Origin of the sequence: Anoxybacteroides voinovskiense (assembly GCF_014196205.1) — a bacterium.
GTDB lineage: Bacteria > Bacillota > Bacilli > Bacillales > Anoxybacillaceae > Anoxybacteroides > Anoxybacteroides voinovskiense.
This window is the reverse complement of sequence record NZ_JACIDE010000025.1, coordinates 12,615-32,930: the sequence shown is the minus strand read 5'-3', so window position 1 is coordinate 32,930 and position 20,316 is coordinate 12,615. Positions and strand designations below refer to the sequence as shown.

Below are 20,316 nucleotides of genomic sequence, written 5' to 3'. Positions count from 1 at the left end.
ATTAATCATCCCCATTCAGCAAATCGCCAATCGCTCCGAAAATGCTCCCTTCGCCAACAGACCGTCCGCCAGCATTAGGAGCGGATGCAATAATTCGATCGGCGAGGCGGCTGAAAGGCAATGACTGTACCCAAACGGTTCCAGGTCCGGTGAGGGTAGCAAAAAACAATCCTTCGCCGCCGAAAAAGGCGGTTTTAATTTTCCCGACAAACTCGATATCGTAATTTACTTCTTTTGTCATGGCGACGAGACAGCCGGTATCAATGCGCAATTTTTCTCCTGGTTGCAGCTGCCGTTTGTAAATCGTCCCTCCTGCATGTAAAAAGGCAAGGCCGTCCCCTTCTAATTTTTCCATAATAAACCCTTCACCGCCGAAAAACCCAGTGCCGAGTTTTCGTTGAAAATCGATGCCGACAGACACTCCCTTCGCAGCACAAAGAAACGCATCTTTTTGGCAAATGATTTTGCCACCAAGTTCGCTCAAATCGACAGGGATAATTTTTCCTGGATATGGGGCAGCGAACGATACGCGCCGCTTGCTCGTTCCACGATTAGTAAACACGGTCATAAACAAGCTTTCTCCAGTTAGTAGCCGTTTTCCAGCACCGACTAATTTGTTAAAAAGACCTTTGTTGGCACTAGATCCGTCCCCGAAAATCGTTTCCATTTCAATCCCGTCTTCCATCATCATCATGCCGCCTGCCTCGGCGATGACGCTTTCGTGCGGGTCTAGTTCAATTTCTACAAACTGCATGTCATCACCATATAATTGGTAATCAATGTCATGTGCGTTCATTGTTTCACCTCAAAAATTAGTTTTATCGTATGTATTCTGTATTACGATCAGTCTTTCCTTTTTGTTTCAAAAAAAGACCATCTTTACCGATGGTCTTGGCTATGAGCTTTCGCTTCTGTATACGGTTCTTTTTCATAGGCGGGAAAATCTCCGATGTTTGACATTATTTGTTCATCGTCTAATAGTTCTTCTAATTGTTCATGTTTCTTTGTTGGATAAACAGGGAGCGGCTGTCCGTATAAATCAACCGCAGCAAAATTTTCAAACGCCTCAACATACCCAATCGGCTCATCGGCTTCTGCGTATGTTTCATTGTAATGATCGACGTGTTCCCATACATCTGACGGGGTGTCTGATGTTCCGTAACGAGCGACTTCTTGCCATGTGTCTTCTGCATCGTACATGACGGCATCTCGCCCATCAAAGTCGAATTTTCCGAACGGAGGCAATAACACTCCTTCTTCGAGCGGTCGCTTTTGGGAAACGACTTGATCGCGGCTATGTTCTTTGCAAAACGTAGTCGTCGGCAGCGCTTTGAGTCGTTCGTACGGGATTGGTTGCCCGCATCGTTCACATTGCCCGTATGTGCCATTTTTAATCGCTTGCAGGGCTCGATGAATATTTGCTAGTTCTCGTTCGGCATGGTCATAAAGGGCGATATCTTTTTCCCGCTCATACAGCTCCGTCCCTTCGTCCGCTGGATGGTTGTCGTAGCTTGCTAATTCCCCAGTGGAGTCGTGGGCCTGGCTTCGTTCTAAGCCAAAATGGTCATTATTTTTTAGCCGCTCTTCCAATTCTTGCTTTGCTTGCAGCAACTGTTGTTGAAAAAAAGCTAGTTCGTCTTTGGATAACATGCAACGTCCTCCTTTCTCTTTACGATGTAGTATGGACGAAAACAGAAAAAAAACACGGTCGATAAAACCGTGTTTACAGCCAATGGCTAATGAAAAGGCCGATTGCTAATAAAAATCCGAACTGTGTATTCGTTTGTGCTGTTGCTTTCATCGCAGGCATCATATCGAACGGTTTTGTTTTGCCGACGAATCCTTTCGTTGCAGCGATTGCTTTCGGAACGCTTAAGAAAACAAGCAACGTCCATGGGGAAACGACATGAAAAGCAACTAACCCAACGATCCATGTGAACGAAACGATAAACATGCCTGCTAAAATACGAATGGCATTTGTTCGACCAACTAAAATTGCCATTGTTTTTCTTCCGTGTTTCCGGTCGCCGTCAAGGTCGCGAATATTGTTCGCTAACAAAATAGCGCCGACTAAAATAGCGATAGGAACCGATACGGCAATCGGCACCATTGTCACGCTGCCCGTTTGAATAAAGAAAGAAATTAAAATAATGACGACCCCCATGAAAAAACCAGCAGCAAGCTCACCAAACGGAGTATAGGCAATTGGAAGTGGGCCACCGGTATAAAAGTAGCCTGCCGCCATGCACACGACACCGATTGCAGCGAGCCACCAACTGCTATTGATGCAAATATAGATGCCGATGAACATTGCAGCAATAAAGCAAGAAACAGCAAGCGATAACACGGTTTTTGGGGCAATGCCGTCACGAACGATGGCGCCGCCGATGCCGACCGATTCTGCTGAATCAAGTCCCCGTTTATAATCATAATATTCGTTAAACATATTCGTTGCCGCTTGGATAAGCAAAGAAGCGACAAGCATTGCTACAAATAAAGAAAGGCGAATGTCGGTTTCATGAAAAGCTAATGCAGTGCCGATCGAAACAGGAACGAACGCAGCCGTTAATGTGTGCGGTCGCGTTAGCCGCCACCATACGCGCCAATCCCGCTCCGACTGAAATGATTGTTGTGTCGGTAATGGTGATTGCATACATCATACCCCTTATGGATAAAAGAATTGTTCAAAAAACGTTCAAAATAAGTGTAGGTAAACGGAAAGAAGGTGTCAACCCTTTTGGCATAGATAAATTATTTCCTATTATATATAATGGAATAGGTGATTGGTTTTTGCTATAAAAAGTTTAGTACGATAAGAAAGCGGGATTACAGTGACGACTTTATTTCAACATAAAACGAAAGAACAATGGGATGCAATGATAAAAACTGCGCGCACGCCGTTCGTTAGCTGGAGCGAATCGATTCCGTCGGTCGACCCTCTCCACTTTTTTTACTTAGGAGAACAGAGTGGTTTTAAAAGCCGATTTTATTGGTCCGACCGTAGCAATGAAGCGACATACGTCGGAATTGGCTGCACGTACACAATCGTTGTCAACGGAAATGAAGAACGATTTGCGACCGTTGAAGCAGAGTGGAAGCGTTTTATCGAACGAACGACAATTCATTCTAACCAAACAAGCGCGTGTCCCATTCTTTTCGGCGGGTTTTCGTTTGATCCATTGAAACGAAAAAGCGAACAGTGGCAGCATTTTTCCGATGCAACGTTTGTTGTTCCGACTATACTATTAACGGTGAAAAATGGTGAGGCAACGGTAACGATTACCTTGCCTTCGCAGTCCGAAAAAGGTGAAATAGCGCGTATTCAGCAGCTACTCACTCATTTGGATGCCCATTTTTCCCCTTCTCCTCTTCCGCCACTCGTTCGTTGTGAAGAACGTGGAAAGGAAGAATGGGTAAAAGCGGTCGAACAAGTGATTGACCGCATTCGGGTAGGGGAATTTGCAAAAGTCGTGCTAGCGCGAGAAGAACGGTTTGCATTTGCCGACAGGCTAGATGTTGTAGCAGTATTGGAACGATTGCGCGAGCAGCAGCCGATGAGTTATTTATTTGCCTTTGAACAAGATGGCCGCTGTTTTATTGGAGCTTCTCCAGAACAGCTTGTCAAAAAAGAGGGGACGGTTTGCTATTCTACCTGTTTAGCCGGATCAATTCGCCGTGGCAAAACGATGCGGGAAGACGAAGAACTTGGAAATTGGTTATTGCAAGACGAAAAAAACTTAAAAGAACACCAGTTTGTTGTCGAAATGATAAAAGAAGCGATGGAGGAAATTTGTGATACTATCGATATTTCTCCGCGTCCGCAGTTATTGAAAATGCGAGATATTCAGCACCTCTATACGCCAGTCATTGGAGAAAGCCGGCGCAACGTTTCGCTCGTTTCACTTGTCGAACGGCTTCATCCGACTCCAGCATTAGGGGGGACGCCGCGTGAGAAGGCACTAGAAACGATTCGGGTGCTTGAGCCGCTTGATCGTGGCTGGTATGCTGCGCCGATAGGATGGATGGATGGATTGGGAAATGGGGAGTTTGCTGTTGCGATTCGTTCGGGCTTATTGCAAGGAAACGAAGCCATTTTATTTGCCGGCTGCGGCGTAGTTGGCGATTCTGACCCAGCAAGCGAATATGAGGAAACGAAAGTGAAATTAAAACCAATGTTATCCGCCTTAGGAGTGAACGAAGATGAACGATGAGTTAACGTTATATGTCGCGGCGTTTGTCGATGAATTAGTGAAAGCGGGAGTGCGGCATGCGGTCATTAGCCCAGGGTCACGTTCGACTCCGCTTGCGATTGGAATGGCAGAACATCGAGAAATGAACATTCATTTGCATATTGATGAACGTTCGGCTGCTTTTTTTGCGCTCGGGATGGCGAAAGCAGAGCGAAAGCCAGTCGCTCTGCTTTGCACGTCAGGAACAGCTGTTGCCAACTATTTTCCAGCAATAGTAGAAGCTTACTATTCGCGCGTTCCGCTCATTGTGTTAACGGCTGACCGTCCACATGAGCTTCGCGATGTCGGGGCGCCACAGGCAATTGATCAATTTCATATTTTTGGGAAATATGCGAAATGGTTTGTAGAAATGGCGCTCCCAGAAAGTTCCGATGAAATGTTGCGTTATGCGCGCGTCATGGCTGCTCGTGCCGCAGCAGTAGCAACGCTTGCGCCGCAAGGACCTGTTCACTTGAATTTTCCGCTTCGCGAGCCGCTTGTCCCTGTTATTACCGAGCAAACGTGGGAGCAAGTCAAAGCGGAAGCTCCTTCCTGTATAGAAGTAACGATTGGGCAAAAGACGCTAGCAGACGAACAGTTTCGGCAACTGTATGAGCAGCTTTCTCATATAGAAAAAGGTTGGATTGTTTGCGGCGATTTAGACAAGCCTGGATTTGCTGAAGCGGTAACCGGGCTTGCTGAAACGTTTGGTTATCCGATTTTAGCCGACCCACTTTCTCAATTGCGCAGCGGAATACATGCGAAAGATTGGATTATCGAGTGTTATGATGCGATTTTGAAAGATGAAACAATCGCTCAGCACCTATTGCCAGAAGTGGTGATTCGATTTGGGGCGATGCCTGTATCGAAGCCGCTTTCGTTAACACTCAAGCGCGATCCGTCGATTATGCAAATTGTCGTTGATGGGGGAGATGGATGGCGTGAGCCGACCTATATGGCATCACGAATGGTATATTGTGAAGAAATGGAGTTTTGCAAACGGCTTGTGCAATACGGGAGCGAACGAGGAGTGAGTGAATGGGCAAAGCTATGGCGTGATGTAAACGAACTGGCAAGAAAGGTGCTTCTTCGTGCGAAGCACGAGGATTCGTTATTTGAAGGAAAAGTATTTATTGAATTAGCCGAACTATTGCCAGAGCAGTCGCTATTATTTGTTGGAAACAGCATGCCAATTCGTGATGCCGATACGTTTTTTATGGTAAACGACAAACAAATTCGTGTCCTCGCGAATCGTGGAGCTAACGGTATTGATGGGGTCGTTTCCAGCGCATTAGGCGCAAGTGCAGTGGCTGAACCGCTCGTCTTAGTAATTGGTGATCTTTCCTTTTACCATGATTTGAACGGGCTACTTGCGGCTAAGTTGCACCAGTTAAATGCGACAATTATTGTGATGAATAATAATGGTGGCGGTATCTTTTCGTTTTTGCCGCAAGCAAATTATCGCACCCATTTTGAAACATTGTTCGGGACGCCGACAAATTTGCGTTTTGAACATGTCGTTCGCATGTACGATGGACAATACTACGAAGCAACGACATGGAATGAGTTTCGCGAGTATGTTCAACAATCTGTTCATAACAAAGGATTACATGTCATCGAATTATGCACATCGAGAGAAGAAAATGTCGGGAAACATCGCTTTTTGTGGAATATTGTTTCCCAGGAAATCGCCCAGTTTCTTGCGAAAAGAGGGAAATGATGAACGTGTTGCTTCGCGGTGTGTCATATTATGTAGAAGTGGTGGGCGAAGGTGAGCCGCTTTTACTGTTGCATGGGTTTACTGGAAGTGTGAAAACATGGTATCCGTTTGTTTCAGAATGGAAAGAGCGAAAATTGGTGATGGTAGACATTATAGGGCATGGAAAAACAGATTGCCCCGACGATATCGAACGATATACGATCGAAAGCGTCGCTATCGACCTTTATGAACTACTAAAACAATTAGGAATAGCGAAAGTGCACGTCCTTGGCTATTCGATGGGCGGACGGTTGGCGCTAACGTTTGCGATTCGGTATCCTCAGTGCGTAAAGACGCTTATATTGGAAAGCAGTTCACCAGGATTAAAAACAGAAGAAGAACGAACTGCACGCAGACAGAGCGATGAAGCATTGGCAACAATGATTGAGCAACATGGGGTTGCTGCTTTTGTGGAAAAATGGGAACAACTTCCCCTTTTTGCGACACAAAAACAGCTTCCGCTCGAACAACAAGAAAACATTCGTCGCGAACGGCTAAGCCAATCTGCCAAAGGGCTAGCAAACAGTTTGCGCGGCATGGGAACAGGAAACCAGCCGTCTTGGTGGGAGCACTTAAAGAGTCTTTCTATTCCGACATTGCTCCTTTGTGGTGAATGGGATGAAAAATTTTGTCAGCTTGCAGCAGAAATGCAGGAACGGATGTCAAATGCGCAACTCGTGAAAATTTCTTGCGCGGGGCATGCAATTCATGTGGAACAGCCGAAGATTTTTGCTAAAATAGTAAATGAGTTTATTGAAAAAGGAGGAAAAGAGAATGGCGATTGAATGGGTTGCCGAGCGTCAGTACGAAGATATTTTGTACGAAACGTATAACGGAATTGCCAAAATTACAATCAACCGTCCGGAAGTACATAATGCGTTTCGTCCGAAAACGGTTCAAGAATTAATCGATGCTTTTTCATATGCGCGTGACGATTCCAACATCGGGGTTATCATTTTAACAGGTGCGGGCGGTAAAGCGTTCTGTTCTGGCGGAGACCAAAAGGTGCGCGGCCATGGCGGATATGTCGGAGACGATGAAATTCCACGCCTAAACGTATTAGATTTGCAGCGATTAATTCGTGTCATTCCAAAGCCGGTTATTGCGATGGTGGCAGGGTATGCGATTGGCGGTGGGCATGTGTTGCACGTCGTGTGCGACTTAACGATCGCAGCAGACAACGCGATTTTTGGCCAAACAGGCCCGAAAGTCGGCAGCTTTGATGGCGGTTATGGCGCTGGCTATTTAGCGCGCATCGTCGGTCATAAAAAAGCGCGGGAAATTTGGTATTTATGCCGCCAATACAACGCGCAAGAAGCGTTAGAAATGGGGCTTGTGAACAAAGTCGTGCCGTTAGAGCAACTAGAAGAAGAAACGGTCAAATGGGCAGAAGAAATTTTAGAAAAAAGCCCAACGGCGATTCGCTTCTTAAAGGCAGCGTTCAATGCCGACTCTGACGGCCTTGCTGGCATTCAGCAGCTCGCAGGTGATGCAACGTTGCTGTTCTACACAACAGAAGAGGCAAAGGAAGGCCGCGATGCATTTAAAGAAAAACGCAAACCGGACTTCAAACAATTCCCACGTTTTCCGTAAACGAATCGAGCAGCTTGATGAATATCAAGCTGTTTCTTTGTATTGGAGGGATGAGGATGGATAAAACGCCAAATTGGCTTATGCAGCGCGCTTTTTTAACGCCCAATCGCATCGCTACTTCAGATGGAGTGGTTCAAAAAACGTTTGCGGAACTTCATGAGGAAGTGGTAAAAAAAGCAGAAAAATTGACCTCTCTCGGCGTGCGAAAAGGCGAGATCGTTGCATTGCTGATGCGCAATCGCATCGAAATGGTCGAATGGATTCATGCGCTTCATTATCTTGGAGCGGTCGTGTTGTTGCAAAACGTGCGCTTGACCGTCCGTGAATTGGATTGGCAGCTGCAAGATAGCCAAGCGAGATGGTGGATTGTTGATGATGAGTGGGCACAATATGGTGAAGCTACTTCCGTTCCGACGGTGACAGCGAATGAATTAACGAAATTGCCACAAAAAGAAACATCGCTACAACAAGAGTATGCGCTCGATGATATAGCGACCATTATGTATACGTCTGGAACGACAGGGAAACCGAAAGGAGTATTGCAAACATACGGCAACCATTGGTGGAGCGCTATTGGTTCTGTACTCAATTTAGGGCTTAGAGAAGATGACTGTTGGCTAGCGGCGGTGCCGTTTTTTCACGTTAGCGGGTTATCGATTTTAATGCGAAGCGTCATTTACGGAATGAGCGTTTATTTGTTGAACACGTTTAACGCGAAACACGCAAACGACATCATTATGAGTGGAAACGTAACAATGATGTCCGTTGTTAGTGCGATGTTGCAGCAAATGGTCGACGAGTTAGGCGACCGAGTGTATCCGAACACGTTTCGCTGCATGTTGCTCGGAGGCGGACCAGCTCCAAAACCGCTCCTAGAGGCGTGCCGTGCGAAACGTATTCCAGTGTACCAAACGTATGGAATGACGGAAACGGCTTCGCAAATGGTGACATTGGCACCTGAATATAGTTTATCGAAGCTTGGCTCCGCTGGGAAGCCATTGTTTCCTGCACAGCTTCGGATTGAATTGGAGGGAAGAGAAGCACGTGCGTATGAAGCGGGCGAAATTGTTGTGAAAGGTCCGAACGTCACAAAAGGATATTTGCACCGACCAGAAGCGACAAAACGAGCGATTCGTGACGGCTGGTTGTATACAGGTGACATTGGCTATGTGGATGACGAAGGGTTTTTGTATGTGCTAGACCGCCGCTCTGATTTAATTATTTCTGGCGGGGAAAATATTTATCCTGCGGAAATTGAGGCAGTGCTCCTTGCCCATGAAGCGGTAGAAGAGGCAGGAGTGACGGGAATAGAAGATAGCCGTTGGGGACAAGTGCCGTGCGCGTTTGTCAAAATAAAAGAAGGGAGTCATGTGACAGAAGAGCAGTTGCTTGCCTTTTGCAAACAACAGCTTGCTAACTATAAGCTGCCGAAACGAATTTATATCGTCGATCACCTCCCGCGAACCGCTTCGCAAAAATTAGTACGCCGTGAACTTGTTCGCCTTTTGCCAAAAATATAGGGGTGTCTAAGTCGATTGTCGACGGACACCCTTTTTCAATCTAGCTTTAAGCGCTATTGCCAAAGCCTTCTCGGTGGGGCTTTGGCGATCTTCGCCGATAGGTGGGCGTGATAAAGCTAATTTTCTTTTTCTATTCCATTAATTCTAACTCTAACGCTCGATTAGCAACGAGTTGCTCAATGTCTTTTGGCAGTTCGTCAAGCGTTCCAAATTCGTATTGCCATAAATTCGTGAAAGAATCGACATACATAGGAAACGTTTGCTGATTAGCTCGTTTTACTTCTTGTTGGAAGGAACGAATCAAACTTTCTTTTTTATTCACCGGAACGCCCCTCTTTTCGTGGATAATGTAAGTAGAAAGATGTCCAAAAAGGACATCTTTTTTCAAAAGGTAAGAAAGTATAAAATTTTACGATTAGGTGGAGCGCTGTCTAGCTTCAAGCGCCATCGGCTCGAGTCGCCTCGCCCCACGCTGCGGCGGCGAGCCTCCTCGGTGGGGCTTGTGCGATCTTCGCCGATAGGCGTGCGCTTTGCGCTTTTCTTAAATCATTACATTTGGTGGTTTGGGGTAAACGTTTTACAGTCGGTTTCTGCTGCGCTCGAAGCCATTGTGCCAGCGTTGCTGACGACGTAAATTGCTTCTGCGTTGCAGCGGTTACCGCTTGCCCAGTAACTACAGTTTTTTACTTCGCAAAGCACGTCTTTTGCCATGTCGTTTCCCTCCATTTTCGTAAAAGTGACTACACAGTTAGTTTGTTCACTGTGAAAAAAGTTATAACGGAAAAAAGCAGAAAATTAGATGAGAAGATTTATCATTAAATATTGACATAGAGAATCATTCTCAATTAGAATAAAGATAAAGATAAACTTTATGGAGGGAAACGAGATGTCATCGTTATTAGTCGTAGGTGCGGACCATTTAGGAAATATTACTGATAAATTAGTGAGCTCTGGGTTTAAGGAAATTATTCATCTCGACGGACGAAAAGTGAATATGGTGAAGCGCGGCATCCCAGAACATATCGACCTTGTGCTCGTCATGACCGATTATGTAAACCATAATTTAGCGAAAGTGATTAAGCAAAAAGCGAAAAGCCAAGAAAAGCCGATTTATTTTGTGAAACGTTCGTGGAGTTCGATTCATCCAGTGTTGCAAAAAATGGGAACGAAACAAGCGAACTAACCGATGGAGGGATACATACGATGAGTGCCATCAGCTTGTCTATGGACCAAAACTGGAAGCAAGCGGTGGAAGGGGTAGTAAAGCAAATTATTTTTCATTACTATCAAGCCTCTCCGTCTGTACGGTCTGCTTCGTTTATTTTGCGGCTAACTGACCGCTATTGGAAAACACTTGATGAACGTTTGTTTGATTCTCCGGTGCATTATTATACGGTATTAGTAAAAACGATTGACCATCTTCTTCAGTTTTTGCAACCTAGTGTTGACTGCTTTTTGTTGTTTGAACGAATAGAGTACGGGGCAAAGTGGATGAAAAAAAGGATAGAAATTGATATGGCGTATAACGACAAAGGAAAATGCGTGATTCGCAAGTTTTTATTGGAGGCAGATGAAGCGGGTTGCTCCCGTTATTTTGCTTGTGTCGTTGCGGCTTGCCGTGATTTAGGAATTGCTCTGAGCAAAGTCGAATTTTATTCGTTGCTTACTGGGGAACGAAAAGATGTCTATGTAGACGTTTCGCATCGTTTCCGTTAAAATGAATGATAATGAAAATCATTGTTTTTAGGGGGATTGCTATATGAAGAAAAATGGCTCAAAAGGCGTAGCAGCAGCGCTTGCCTCTTCGCTTCTGCTCGCTTCAGCCTGTACGCCAATACAAGAAACGAATGAAAAAAAGAAAAATGAACAAGAAATTGCGGTGCCGGTGATCGACTATTCGTTTGATACAGCAGGAAATATGTTTGCTTATTCCGAATTTGAGCTGTCAGGAGAGCCGTTAGCGGAAGGGCTTGGGCTTAATTTGGACGTATTAGATGCGCGAAAAATAAACAAACCGACAAAATTTGATTACACAGCTGGTATTGAGTCCTATGAGTATTCAGAAGAAGCAATGTATGAAGTGACGGAAAAATCAGGGGTAGGTTTGCATTTAATTCATGGTCCGGTGACGGGGCAATGGGCGGAAAAAGAAAAGAAAGCAGCAGATGAAGCATTAGCCGCTCGTTTTTATGCGCTGGCGGATAGTGTCGGGTATCCGCATGAAGAAATTTTCCGTAATATGTTCCCGACGTTGATTGAATATGCCGGCGGAGATCCGCACTATGCACAAAAAGTCGATACGAGCGTATATGCGGAAAATAAGGACAAAACATATGTCCCAGTATATCAAGTCGATTTTCAGTCGTTGCGTTGGAATCGCGATAACATGCAAAAACTGCTGACACCGTCGGCGTATGGAGCTGTCTTTTTAAAACAAGCGCTCTGGGCCGGTGATTTTTTAGGCGGTTTCCATACGGTTGATAAAGATGAAGAACTAGAGGCGAAAACGTCACACGATGACCAAGATAAAAACATTGCGCTCGGTGTCAGCTCGGCAGACGGGATGCAAGGCATGATTCTAACAGAAGAAATATGGAATAAATTGAACTTTGTGCGCGATTATTTGTTTTATGATGCAAAGCGGCAGGCATTAGCGAAAGGCGTAGGAAATAAGTATGATCCAAGTAAAGGGCTTGTATATTTGCCGCATGCCATTGAAGTAGTTGAAGATGGAAATAAGCTGGCGCCAAAGGCGAAGCAGTTAATCGTGAAAGATGCAAGAAGCTTATTGCAAGATCAATGGCTAATGCTTTGGCCAGCATCTGAGTTTTACGGGATAACCGATCAACGACCTGCCAATTCTAATCAAAACCAAGCGTTTTTAGCCGTATTTGATGGTGCACCATTCCCGAGTGCCCCGAAAGAAAATGTAGATGCCAATCCAGCAAACGATGTTGTCGCGACCGATCCATATTCCGTCAATCGCGACGTGTTACTGCAAGTGTTTAAAAACATCGATGCGATGCATTTTAATCGAGAAGCAGGGGCTTTTGTGGAAGAGTATAACAATGGGCAAGGAAAACGCGTCGATACGTTCCAAGCAGGGTATACGATGGAGGCGCTCCGTATATTTGAGCGAGCGATCGACGGTCTCCCAGTCGGCTATGCGAGTGGAGAGCAGGCGAAAGGGCTTGGCACTAAAGAAGGAAAGCGGGCATTAGAACTGTTGACATCACAAGCGGAGTTCATCCTTACGAAATTGATGCGGAAAGACGGGCTTGTTGCCAACGGGTTTATCATTGGGGAAGGACCAGAACAAACAGCTCCAACGTTGCTTGCACAGCTCGGAGCGATTCGCGGATTGACCGCTGCGTTTTTAGCGACAAAAGAAGAAAAATATCGCGAAGCGGCTCGCCATATTTACGAAGCGATGGATAAGCATTTTTGGGACCGCACGTTGCGTGTGTATAAAACGGGGGAAGATGGGATGAAGTATACACCGTTTGTTGCGGGTGCATTGTCCGGTGTGTTCCGCGTAGCGCTAAATAACTTAAATAACACTGATTCCGATCAGCCAATAAAAGCGTTAGAGAGAGAAACGATTATTTCCCGTTATGTTGATTTTTATGACCGTATCATTGATGGACCAAGCGTCAATGAAGGGATGCAGGCGAGTGAATTTTGGGATACAGGGGATGTGTATATGGAAGGCAATGATTCCGGCAATACCGACGGCGACCATGTCCCACAAATTCAAGCGGGACACGGCAAGTACGGAATTGCACCTGTTTTGTTATCAGTAGAAGTGAAGAAAAAGTAAGCGGCATCCATTGAGGATTGCCGCATTTTTTTGTAAAATGACAATGGTTTTCATTTTCTTTAATAAAAATGGGGGAATACGGATGAGAAAGTGGATTGGCTTGTTTTTGTTGTTCGTGCTCATCGGGTGCCAAGCGAATCCGGTGTTTGAAACCGAAAAACGAATCGTTCGGCAGGATGCGGTCCATAGCGACAATATTACCATTAATCGAAAAGGGGATACGCTATATACAGCAAACATCGATGTAAATACTGTCACCATCATCGATGCGAAAACGAGAAAGAAAAAAGCAGAGATTCCTGTCGGAAAAGAGCCGCGGCAGTTAACGTTAAGCCCAGATGAGCAGTTTTTGTACGTGTCGTGTATGCACGCTGACCGCGTGGATATTATTTCTTTAAAAGAGAAAAAAGTAGTCGATCATATAAAAACGGGCATTGAACCGTTTGGCTTAGTCACAAGTCAGGACGGAAAAACGCTATATGTAGCGAATTACCGTTCGGGTACGGTATCGGTCGTTGACTTAGAGAAAAGAAAGGTGAGAAAAGAAATACGTGTAGGCGATCGACCGCGTACGGTTGCCATTACAGCAGATGGGAAAAAATTATATGTCCCACATTATTTAGATGCGAAAATTAGTGTCATTGACACAGGAAAAAATCGTGTTATCAAAGAGATTACCCTTGCCCCTTCACCTGACCAAGTGGATCGAAAAAAAAGCCAAGGCGTTCCGAATACGCTCGAGCAGTTTGTCATTGCGCCGGATGGGAAAAAAGCGTATATTCCACATTTGTTGACGAACATTGATACTCCCATTCAGTTTGAAGAAACAGTGTTTCCAGCTATTTCGGTCATTGATTTAGAAAAAGATGAGGAACTGCTTGGGGAGCGGAAAGAACTGTTTGCAGCGATTAATGTGAAAGATGTGAAAAACGAAACGATCATTGTGTCGAATCCGTATGATGTTACGTTTCAGCCCGATGGAAGCAAAATGTATGCTGTGATGTCTGGCAGTGAAGATTTAGTTGTGTTTGATTTAGCGCGTGGCGGCAATGCGACGCAAATTTTGCGGCGCATTGAAGGCAATAATCCACGTGGGGTTGTTATCTCGCCGGACGGAAAAACGTTGTTTGTTCACAATGCGATGAGCCATGATTTAGCTGTGATTCAAACGGGAGGAAAAAGTCCATATGCAAGGGCTAAGGAAGTAAAAGGAACGATTCCGCTTATTGCCAACGATTCGCTCTCGCCGCTTGTTCGGGAAGGGAAAACGATTTTTTACAGTGCCAACAGCGACGAATTTGCAGCAGCAATTACAGGGAACAATTGGATGAGTTGCGCTTCGTGCCATAGCGATGGGGAAATTAATGGATTGACATTGCTCACGCCAAAAGGGCCGCGCAACGTTCCGAGCAATGTACTGACGACGAAAACAGGCTTGTTTATGTGGGACGGTTCACGCGATGAGTTTAGCGACTATATTCATACGGTGCAAAATGAAATGGGCGGCATGACAACGGTTGATCCAAGCAAACCGCTGCCAAAAGACGTCCAGCATATGTATGATGCGTTGTTTGCGTATTTAGATGCGCCCGATTCTTTCCCAGTTCCGAAAAGTCCGTACCGGAATAAAGATGGTAGTTTAACAGCAAAAGCGGAAGAAGGAGAAGCGCTGTTTAACGGAAAAGGCAATTGCTTGAGTTGTCATGGCGGGGAATATTTTACTGACAGTGTGAAAGCGGTGGATACACACGGAAAACTGACGACTGCGAATACGTCGTATTTGCACGATGTCGGAACGAATAATCGAAAAGATAAAGTCTCTAACGGAGATGCGCGAGCGCATTTTACGAATCCGCGCACACCGAAGCAATGGGATACGCCAACATTACGTGGGATATGGGCGACAGCACCTTATCTACATGACGGAAGTGCAAAAACAATTGAGGAAGCGATTGAACGCCACAAAACAAAAGAAATACCATCACTTACGCAAGGCGAAATCGCGGCGATTGCCGAATATGTTCGGTCGCTAGAGTGAAAGGAGCTGACCCAAAAGGTCGCCTTTCTCCAAGGAAGATACAATAAATAGTTTCACAAAAATGTTTCATACGTATATATGGTTATAACAAAGGGTGCCCCGTTACTTTTGGGACACCCTCTTTTACTTATTGCAATGCTTTTTTCAGCACTTCTATATTTTCTTTCATAATAGTAAAATAGTCTTTCCTTTTTTGGATATCGTCTTCTGTCAGAGTTTCTAAGTTATGGAGACGAAGTGGCTCGGCTCCGATTTCGTTTTTTACAATATCTGCGACTTTTGGTGTAACGTTTTGCTCGAAAATGACATAGTGAATATGATGCTTTTTAGCAGTATCGATGATTTGTGCTAATTCTTTTTGCGACGGCTCGTTGCTTGGAGAAAGACCAGCAATGCTTATTTCATGGATGCCGTATCGTTTTTCCCAATAGCCGTAAGCAGCATGAGAAACGAGAATTTCTTTTTTCGGTGCGGTGTTTACGACTGCTTGAAACTGTTGATCGAGCTGTTGTAGCTGCTGCTTTAAGGAAGCGAAGTTTTTTTCAAACGTGTCTTTCGCTTCTGGTTTCAGTTCAATGAGTGCATTTTTAATGTTTTCTGCGATCTGAATAGAAAGAATCGGATCGAGCCAGACGTGTGGGTCTTTGTCGCCATGGTCGTGATGTTCTTCACTAGTTTCGTGTTCGCTAGTTGAGTCTAATAACGGAATGCCTTTTGTGCCTTCGATAAACGTTACATGTTCGTTTTGTAGCGTTTGCATCGTTTTATTTATAAATTCTTCCATCCCTGCCCCGACATAAATAAACGCATCGGCATTCGCTAGTTCTTTCATCGTTTGTGTCGTCGGTTCAAACGTATGTGCTTCCACTCCAGGAGGATAAATACTTTCGACTGCAACGTATTCACCGCCAATTTTTTTCGCAAAATCAGCGAGCGGATAGACGGTTGTATAAATCGTTAAACCGTTTTTCGGTTTCGTAGCTTCTTGTTTATTACAGCCAACCAATGCAAGCATGGTGGCAAAAAAGACCAATAAAAGCCATCTTTTTTCCATCGTTCTTCTCCTTTCTATGTAGTGTCATCGTAACTGCGAAATAAATCGAAATGATTACGATTTAACAATATTAATCATACAGGAAAAAAGGGAAAAATACAACTATTCTTAAAGGGAAATGACCATTTATATTTTCAGAAAAAATGGATGGGCATGCATACGGCGTGCCCATCTGCTTATTTCTTTATTTTGTCTGGAACGGGGTCGAAGCCGCCAGGATGAAACGGGTGGCATTTGACAATGCGTTTTATCGTCAGCCATCCGCCTTTTATCGCACCGAACCGCCGAATCGCTTCTAACCCATAATGTGAACATGTTGGATAAAATCGGCATGTCGGCGGTTTTAATGGGGAAATAGCAAGTTGGTAAAAGCGAATAAGCGCCATCAATAGTTGTTTCACATATATCGCCCCTATTGAACGAAAGTATAATTATCAGGCGTATTGATTAACCATTAAAAACCAGTTGACCTCGCTCTATTCCTAGCTTTTCTGCCGTAGTCGGCAAGCGGTTCGCTTGCCGACTGGGCATGCTGTACGCATGCCCTCCTCGAACAATGAACGCTTTGCGGGCAAATGACATTTGCCCGCCGGCGTTCTTGTTCGAGGGAAGAGGCAGAAAAGCTTATGTTCAGTCAAATGATTCTTTGTTTTTTAGTAAAATAATGGATAATCAACAGCCATGTATAATTATAATGTATCATAACATGGACAAGTTCTCACGTTTGTTGCTTTATCACAACAAAACAGATGAAAAACATCGGATAAATGTGTATGATAAGTAATGAAAAAAAAATAGGGGTGATACGATGCCTTCAGTAGAAAGCTTTGAACTCGATCATTGCGCCGTAAAAGCGCCGTATGTGAGACATTGCGGTGTTCATAAAGTCGGTAGTGATGGCGTGGTGAATAAATTTGATATTCGTTTTTGCCAGCCGAACAAAGAGGCGATGGAGCCAGCAGCGATTCATACGCTAGAACATTTATTGGCGTTTACTATCCGTAAACATGCGGAGAAGTATGCTCATTTTGATATTATTGATATTTCGCCGATGGGGTGCCAAACAGGGTATTATTTAGTCGTAAGCGGCTCACCAACGGTTGAAGAAATTATTGATTTGTTAGAAGAAACGATGAACGATGCATTAAATGCAACCGAAATTCCAGCGGCAACTGAGCAGCAATGCGGACAGGCGAAACTGCATGATTTAGAAGGAGCCAAAAAGCTCATGCGTTTTTGGCTTGCGCAAGATAAAGAAGAGCTAAAGAAAGTGTTTGGATAAACAAGAAAAGCGGAGGCGACTGGTTAGCTCTCGAAGCCAAACGTTCTTCCGACGAGAAGCGCTTTTTGCTTCGACGGAGGAAGGTTGTTTGGCATAAGAGAGCTAGGAGCCGTAGCTAGACAAGAAAAGCGGAGGCGACTGTGTTGACAGTCGCCTCATTCTTTTTTCAGTTGCTCTTCTTTTGACAAATGCGGGTTATTGTCCACTGGGTCGATCGTATGCTTATATTGGTATGCTTTGGATGTCGTCGCAACAGCGAGCACGAGCACCACCGCAATAATGACAAGCGAAATCACCAAAATCGTAAACATAACTCCCCAACTTTCTTTTTAATTTCATTGTAGCATATCTTTAAAAAGACAGCATGTTTTGTCAAAATGTCCATACCCCTTTTTTCCTATTTGCATAAAATGATGGCAAGGAAAACGGGAGGAGGGGGAATGTGAACAAATATACATTTTTTCTTGGGGCTTCGTTGATCGGTTCGTTCCTTTCCACGATGTTCGGGAGCATGGATTTATTAGTCATTATTTTAATTTGCTTCGTTGTTATTGATTATATCACAGGGATTATTGCGAGTGCTTTCGAAGGGAAATTATCGAGCGAAGCAGGTTTTCGCGGCATCGTTCGCAAACTGCTCATTTTTGTTTTAGTAGGAGTGTCTCATCTTCTTGATCTTGCTATCGGTTGGGAAAATCACTTTATTCGCGATGCGACGGTGTTTTTCTATATGATGAATGAGGCAATTTCGATTGTTGAAAATGTTGGGAGGGCGGGGCTGCCTGTTCCAGATTTTTTGAAAAAGGCGATTGAATTGCTGAAAGACCAATCGAAATAAGCATAATTTTTTCACTTTCATCCACACTACAACTAAACGAAAAGGAGGGATAGTGTGGCGGAGAAAAAGAAAACATATTACGTTTCGATGGCCCATGGTGAAATTTCGCAAGTAAAAACAGCGTCGCCATGGGATTTTCAAATTGAAGCGACCGATGAAGAAATTATTCAACTGCGAGAGTACTTTGATCAAAATTATTCGACCGATATTCAAAACTTTTTTCGCGCGCACGTGCCGTATATTCAATACCATTATGATCGTGAAAATGATGCGTACGATGAAACGTTGAAAAAAATTTATCAGCTTATTTATCAACTCGGTAACGAAGAGGCAAAACAACATATTCGCTCGATGGGAGTTATAAGCGAATAATGAGCCACCAGAGCAGGTGGCTTTTCGTTTATTATTTTTCTTGACAGAAGACCGTAGTTCGTTATAATAAAAATAAATTGAACCGAGAGACTGAAAGCTAAATCATAGCGATGGACGGCTTTAGCGTTCTTGGGGCGGAAACGCTACAAGAACGAAAGGGCTTTGTCGGCTGTTTTATGATTTAAGCTAAAGATAGATCGGTATGTTTCACTTCGGAAGAATGGTGAGGCATGCCGTTTTTGTTTCAAAGGGGGATTATGTGTGAAGTCTAAAGGAGAGATGGAAGATCAAATTAGTCGAGCGTTGACACAATGGGAGAAGGAGTATTTAGGAAGGGGACCGCTATCGGTTAAAACCGATATTGTTCGCAATATGATTATTGTTCAATTGCGAGGAATTTTGACGCCGGCGGAACAAAAATTAGCGGAAACAAAAGAAGGGATGCTATCCATTAAGCGAGTCCGTTCGGAATTAATTGAATCAGGCAGTGACCAGCTAAAAGAAATGATTTGGAGCATGACGGGAAAAAACGTTACTAGCATTCATACGGATATTAGTACTCATACTGGGGAACGAATCATCGTCTTTTTGTTATCGGAAAATTTAGAGGAAGAATTTCAAAAATGAACATTGGTCGATCTTTTAAAGGCCGAGTGTCGGTCGGTAAAAGATAAACCGGAAACGTTTTTCGATTGTTTCAACAGTCGAAGAGTGTTTCCGGTTTTTTTATGGAAAACTATATGGAAAAGGAGAGGATTTAGATGACGGATATTATTATTCATAACCTTTCATCCCCAGCCATTTTATTTTTCTTACTTGGACTAATCGCGGCACTTGTGAAGTCAGATTTGAAATTTCCAAAAGGATTAAGTGAAACGTTAAGCATTTATTTATTAATTGCCATTGGATTAAAAGGGGGAATTGAATTATCACAACATTCGTTTGCTGAATTTGTTCGTCCATTAGTAGGAACATTATTTCTTGGCATATTTATCCCTATTGTTACCTTTGTTATTTGCCGTCGTATAGGAATTGATCGGAAAAATGCTACTGCCATTGCCGCAACATATGGCTCGGTAAGCATTGTTACATTTGGTGCAGCGATTTCATTTCTTGATCTGACCCATACGTCTTATGAACCTTACATGAACGCTTTCGTTGTATTATTGGAAAGCCCAGCTATTATTGTGTCGTTGCTTCTTTTGCAGCTTTTAGAAAAAGAGACATATACGCTTAATCGAATGAACCATTATTTTTCTGCATATGCAGCATACGCCCCAGTTTTAAAAGAAAGCTTATTTGGGAAAAGCGTTCTTCTCATGCTAGGTAGTTTATTGATCGGATTGCTTGGGGGGAAAAATGCTCTTTCTGTTGTAAAGCCATTATTTGTTGATTTATATCCAAGTGTGCTCATTCTTTTCTTGTTAGGAATGGGATTAACGGCAGGGAGTCAACTTGCCGCCATTCGAAAATATGGCATAAAGTTAGTCATGTTAGGCATTGGATTTCCGCTGTTGTACGGGTTGATTGGCGTGTCTGTCGGAACCTATGCACATCTTTCTTTAGGTGGAACAGTTCTTATGGGGGTGTTAGCAGCGAGCGCTTCTTATATTGCAGCACCTGCCGCAATGCGTGCGTCCGTTCCAGAAGCGAATCCATCGATTTATTTAGGGATGTCGCTAGGATTGACGTTCCCGTTCAATCTAACCGTTGGCTTGCCTTTATATTACCAGTTAGCGCAATGGTTACATTCGTGAAGACGCCTTTCTTTGAAAGGCGTTTTTGTTTTCGGTGAGAAGGAAAGTGCTATA

General features: G+C 44.1%; 23 protein-coding genes. 14 read left to right on the top strand and 9 right to left on the bottom strand.

The annotated features are described in order from the left end of the window. Position 1: 1 nt before the first annotated feature. The 3 genes from GGR02_RS14235 to GGR02_RS14225 all read right to left on the bottom strand — a co-directional run bounded on the left by GGR02_RS14235 (position 2) and on the right by GGR02_RS14225 (position 2,653). The gene (locus GGR02_RS14235; protein ID WP_183185658.1) at positions 2–796 is read right to left on the bottom strand and encodes a TIGR00266 family protein; all 795 of its coding nucleotides are present in this window, start codon (positions 794–796) and stop codon (positions 2–4) included. A gap of 83 nt (positions 797–879) precedes the next feature. Beyond that, the gene (locus GGR02_RS14230; RefSeq protein ID WP_183185657.1) at positions 880–1,650 is read right to left on the bottom strand and encodes a yteA family sporulation protein; all 771 of its coding nucleotides are present in this window, start codon (positions 1,648–1,650) and stop codon (positions 880–882) included. 73 nt (positions 1,651–1,723) lie between these two features. Continuing rightward, positions 1,724–2,653 carry a 1,4-dihydroxy-2-naphthoate polyprenyltransferase gene (locus GGR02_RS14225; protein ID WP_183185656.1) on the bottom strand — a complete coding sequence of 310 codons (930 nt, stop codon included), beginning with the start codon at positions 2,651–2,653 and terminating at the stop codon, positions 1,724–1,726. Between the two features lie 178 nt (positions 2,654–2,831). Between GGR02_RS14225 and GGR02_RS14220 the strand changes: the two genes are divergently transcribed. Genes GGR02_RS14220 through GGR02_RS14200 form a run of 5 tightly spaced genes read left to right on the top strand, consistent with a single transcriptional unit; the run spans position 2,832 to position 9,101 of the window. After that, positions 2,832–4,211 (top strand): isochorismate synthase, encoded by a 1,380-nt coding sequence (locus GGR02_RS14220; RefSeq protein ID WP_183185655.1) that lies wholly within the window; start codon positions 2,832–2,834, stop codon positions 4,209–4,211. Next, positions 4,201–5,949 carry a 2-succinyl-5-enolpyruvyl-6-hydroxy-3-cyclohexene-1-carboxylic-acid synthase gene (menD, locus tag GGR02_RS14215; protein WP_183185654.1) on the top strand — a complete coding sequence of 583 codons (1,749 nt, stop codon included), beginning with the start codon at positions 4,201–4,203 and terminating at the stop codon, positions 5,947–5,949. The genes GGR02_RS14220 and menD overlap by 11 nt, the downstream gene beginning before the upstream one ends. Next, positions 5,949–6,773, top strand: coding sequence for a 2-succinyl-6-hydroxy-2,4-cyclohexadiene-1-carboxylate synthase (menH, locus tag GGR02_RS14210; RefSeq protein WP_183185653.1), 825 nt, complete (start codon positions 5,949–5,951; stop codon positions 6,771–6,773). Before menD ends, menH begins: the two co-directional genes overlap by 1 nt. Beyond that, the gene (gene menB / locus GGR02_RS14205; RefSeq protein WP_183185652.1) at positions 6,763–7,581 is read left to right on the top strand and encodes a 1,4-dihydroxy-2-naphthoyl-CoA synthase; all 819 of its coding nucleotides are present in this window, start codon (positions 6,763–6,765) and stop codon (positions 7,579–7,581) included. Before menH ends, menB begins: the two co-directional genes overlap by 11 nt. A 56-nt stretch (positions 7,582–7,637) precedes the next feature. Next, complete coding sequence (locus tag GGR02_RS14200; protein WP_183185651.1) at positions 7,638–9,101, top strand: o-succinylbenzoate--CoA ligase; 1,464 nt, start codon at positions 7,638–7,640, stop codon at positions 9,099–9,101. Positions 9,102–9,231: 130 nt separating this feature from the next. Here the strand turns inward: GGR02_RS14200 and GGR02_RS14195 are convergent, their stop codons facing one another. Next, on the bottom strand, positions 9,232–9,423 hold the full coding sequence (locus tag GGR02_RS14195) for a hypothetical protein (RefSeq protein ID WP_183185650.1): 192 nt from the start codon (positions 9,421–9,423) through the stop codon (positions 9,232–9,234). Between the two features lie 227 nt (positions 9,424–9,650). Next, complete coding sequence (locus GGR02_RS14190) at positions 9,651–9,812, bottom strand: DUF1540 domain-containing protein (RefSeq protein ID WP_183185649.1); 162 nt, start codon at positions 9,810–9,812, stop codon at positions 9,651–9,653. A gap of 175 nt (positions 9,813–9,987) precedes the next feature. Between GGR02_RS14190 and GGR02_RS14185 the strand changes: the two genes are divergently transcribed. The 4 genes from GGR02_RS14185 (at position 9,988) to GGR02_RS14170 (ending at position 14,959) form a co-directional block, all read left to right on the top strand. Continuing rightward, positions 9,988–10,284: a DUF2325 domain-containing protein gene (locus GGR02_RS14185; RefSeq protein WP_183185648.1), complete on the top strand. Its 297-nt coding sequence runs from the start codon at positions 9,988–9,990 to the stop codon at positions 10,282–10,284. A 20-nt stretch (positions 10,285–10,304) separates the two neighbouring features. Then, positions 10,305–10,817 carry a hypothetical protein gene (locus GGR02_RS14180; RefSeq protein ID WP_183185647.1) on the top strand — a complete coding sequence of 171 codons (513 nt, stop codon included), beginning with the start codon at positions 10,305–10,307 and terminating at the stop codon, positions 10,815–10,817. A gap of 43 nt (positions 10,818–10,860) precedes the next feature. Then, the gene (locus GGR02_RS14175) at positions 10,861–12,921 is read left to right on the top strand and encodes a hypothetical protein (protein ID WP_183185646.1); all 2,061 of its coding nucleotides are present in this window, start codon (positions 10,861–10,863) and stop codon (positions 12,919–12,921) included. An 82-nt stretch (positions 12,922–13,003) separates the two neighbouring features. Beyond that, positions 13,004–14,959, top strand: coding sequence for a beta-propeller fold lactonase family protein (locus GGR02_RS14170; protein ID WP_183185645.1), 1,956 nt, complete (start codon positions 13,004–13,006; stop codon positions 14,957–14,959). Between the two features lie 127 nt (positions 14,960–15,086). Here GGR02_RS14170 and GGR02_RS14165 read toward each other — a convergent pair whose 3' ends face one another. From GGR02_RS14165 to GGR02_RS17660, 3 genes are all read right to left on the bottom strand, one after another. Then, positions 15,087–16,013 (bottom strand): metal ABC transporter substrate-binding protein, encoded by a 927-nt coding sequence (locus tag GGR02_RS14165; protein WP_183185644.1) that lies wholly within the window; start codon positions 16,011–16,013, stop codon positions 15,087–15,089. A 176-nt stretch (positions 16,014–16,189) separates the two neighbouring features. Beyond that, positions 16,190–16,399, bottom strand: coding sequence for a membrane protein insertion efficiency factor YidD (gene yidD, locus GGR02_RS14160; protein ID WP_221210874.1), 210 nt, complete (start codon positions 16,397–16,399; stop codon positions 16,190–16,192). A gap of 61 nt (positions 16,400–16,460) precedes the next feature. Then, on the bottom strand, positions 16,461–16,595 hold the full coding sequence (locus tag GGR02_RS17660) for a hypothetical protein (protein WP_260175150.1): 135 nt from the start codon (positions 16,593–16,595) through the stop codon (positions 16,461–16,463). A 226-nt stretch (positions 16,596–16,821) separates the two neighbouring features. Between GGR02_RS17660 and GGR02_RS14155 the strand changes: the two genes are divergently transcribed. Further along, positions 16,822–17,295, top strand: coding sequence for an S-ribosylhomocysteine lyase (locus tag GGR02_RS14155; protein WP_183185642.1), 474 nt, complete (start codon positions 16,822–16,824; stop codon positions 17,293–17,295). Positions 17,296–17,450: 155 nt separating this feature from the next. On the opposite strand, the gene ytzI is transcribed toward GGR02_RS14155, so the two are convergent. Next, entirely contained in the window at positions 17,451–17,606 is a 156-nt protein-coding gene (gene ytzI / locus GGR02_RS14150; RefSeq protein ID WP_183185641.1) for a YtzI protein, read from the bottom strand. Positions 17,607–17,737: 131 nt separating this feature from the next. Between ytzI and GGR02_RS14145 the strand changes: the two genes are divergently transcribed. The 4 genes from GGR02_RS14145 (at position 17,738) to GGR02_RS14130 (ending at position 20,262) form a co-directional block, all read left to right on the top strand. Next, positions 17,738–18,133: a phage holin family protein gene (locus GGR02_RS14145; protein ID WP_183185640.1), complete on the top strand. Its 396-nt coding sequence runs from the start codon at positions 17,738–17,740 to the stop codon at positions 18,131–18,133. Positions 18,134–18,220: 87 nt separating this feature from the next. Continuing rightward, on the top strand, positions 18,221–18,505 hold the full coding sequence (locus tag GGR02_RS14140) for a hydrolase (protein WP_183185664.1): 285 nt from the start codon (positions 18,221–18,223) through the stop codon (positions 18,503–18,505). Positions 18,506–18,766: 261 nt separating this feature from the next. Next, positions 18,767–19,132 (top strand): Na-translocating system protein MpsC family protein, encoded by a 366-nt coding sequence (locus GGR02_RS14135; RefSeq protein ID WP_183185639.1) that lies wholly within the window; start codon positions 18,767–18,769, stop codon positions 19,130–19,132. Positions 19,133–19,266: 134 nt separating this feature from the next. Beyond that, entirely contained in the window at positions 19,267–20,262 is a 996-nt protein-coding gene (locus GGR02_RS14130; protein WP_183185638.1) for a sodium-dependent bicarbonate transport family permease, read from the top strand. Positions 20,263–20,316 lie beyond the last annotated feature (54 nt).

What these genes read in the sequence shown, in the direction of transcription:
- GGR02_RS14235 (WP_183185658.1), bottom strand. Translation starts at nt 796, where the DNA reads ATGAACGCACATGACATTGATTACCAATTATATGGTGATGACATGCAG.
- GGR02_RS14230 (WP_183185657.1), bottom strand. Translation starts at nt 1,650, where the DNA reads ATGTTATCCAAAGACGAACTAGCTTTTTTTCAACAACAGTTGCTGCAA.
- GGR02_RS14225 (WP_183185656.1), bottom strand. Translation starts at nt 2,653, where the DNA reads ATGCAATCACCATTACCGACACAACAATCATTTCAGTCGGAGCGGGAT.
- menD (WP_183185654.1), top strand. Translation starts at nt 4,201, where the DNA reads ATGAACGATGAGTTAACGTTATATGTCGCGGCGTTTGTCGATGAATTA.
- menH (WP_183185653.1), top strand. Translation starts at nt 5,949, where the DNA reads ATGAACGTGTTGCTTCGCGGTGTGTCATATTATGTAGAAGTGGTGGGC.
- menB (WP_183185652.1), top strand. Translation starts at nt 6,763, where the DNA reads ATGGCGATTGAATGGGTTGCCGAGCGTCAGTACGAAGATATTTTGTAC.
- GGR02_RS14200 (WP_183185651.1), top strand. Translation starts at nt 7,638, where the DNA reads ATGGATAAAACGCCAAATTGGCTTATGCAGCGCGCTTTTTTAACGCCC.
- GGR02_RS14190 (WP_183185649.1), bottom strand. Translation starts at nt 9,812, where the DNA reads ATGGCAAAAGACGTGCTTTGCGAAGTAAAAAACTGTAGTTACTGGGCA.
- GGR02_RS14185 (WP_183185648.1), top strand. Translation starts at nt 9,988, where the DNA reads ATGTCATCGTTATTAGTCGTAGGTGCGGACCATTTAGGAAATATTACT.
- GGR02_RS14180 (WP_183185647.1), top strand. Translation starts at nt 10,305, where the DNA reads ATGAGTGCCATCAGCTTGTCTATGGACCAAAACTGGAAGCAAGCGGTG.
- GGR02_RS14175 (WP_183185646.1), top strand. Translation starts at nt 10,861, where the DNA reads ATGAAGAAAAATGGCTCAAAAGGCGTAGCAGCAGCGCTTGCCTCTTCG.
- GGR02_RS14170 (WP_183185645.1), top strand. Translation starts at nt 13,004, where the DNA reads ATGAGAAAGTGGATTGGCTTGTTTTTGTTGTTCGTGCTCATCGGGTGC.
- GGR02_RS14165 (WP_183185644.1), bottom strand. Translation starts at nt 16,013, where the DNA reads ATGGAAAAAAGATGGCTTTTATTGGTCTTTTTTGCCACCATGCTTGCA.
- yidD (WP_221210874.1), bottom strand. Translation starts at nt 16,399, where the DNA reads ATGGCGCTTATTCGCTTTTACCAACTTGCTATTTCCCCATTAAAACCG.
- GGR02_RS17660 (WP_260175150.1), bottom strand. Translation starts at nt 16,595, where the DNA reads ATGTCATTTGCCCGCAAAGCGTTCATTGTTCGAGGAGGGCATGCGTAC.
- GGR02_RS14155 (WP_183185642.1), top strand. Translation starts at nt 16,822, where the DNA reads ATGCCTTCAGTAGAAAGCTTTGAACTCGATCATTGCGCCGTAAAAGCG.
- ytzI (WP_183185641.1), bottom strand. Translation starts at nt 17,606, where the DNA reads ATGTTTACGATTTTGGTGATTTCGCTTGTCATTATTGCGGTGGTGCTC.
- GGR02_RS14140 (WP_183185664.1), top strand. Translation starts at nt 18,221, where the DNA reads ATGGCCCATGGTGAAATTTCGCAAGTAAAAACAGCGTCGCCATGGGAT.
- GGR02_RS14130 (WP_183185638.1), top strand. Translation starts at nt 19,267, where the DNA reads ATGACGGATATTATTATTCATAACCTTTCATCCCCAGCCATTTTATTT.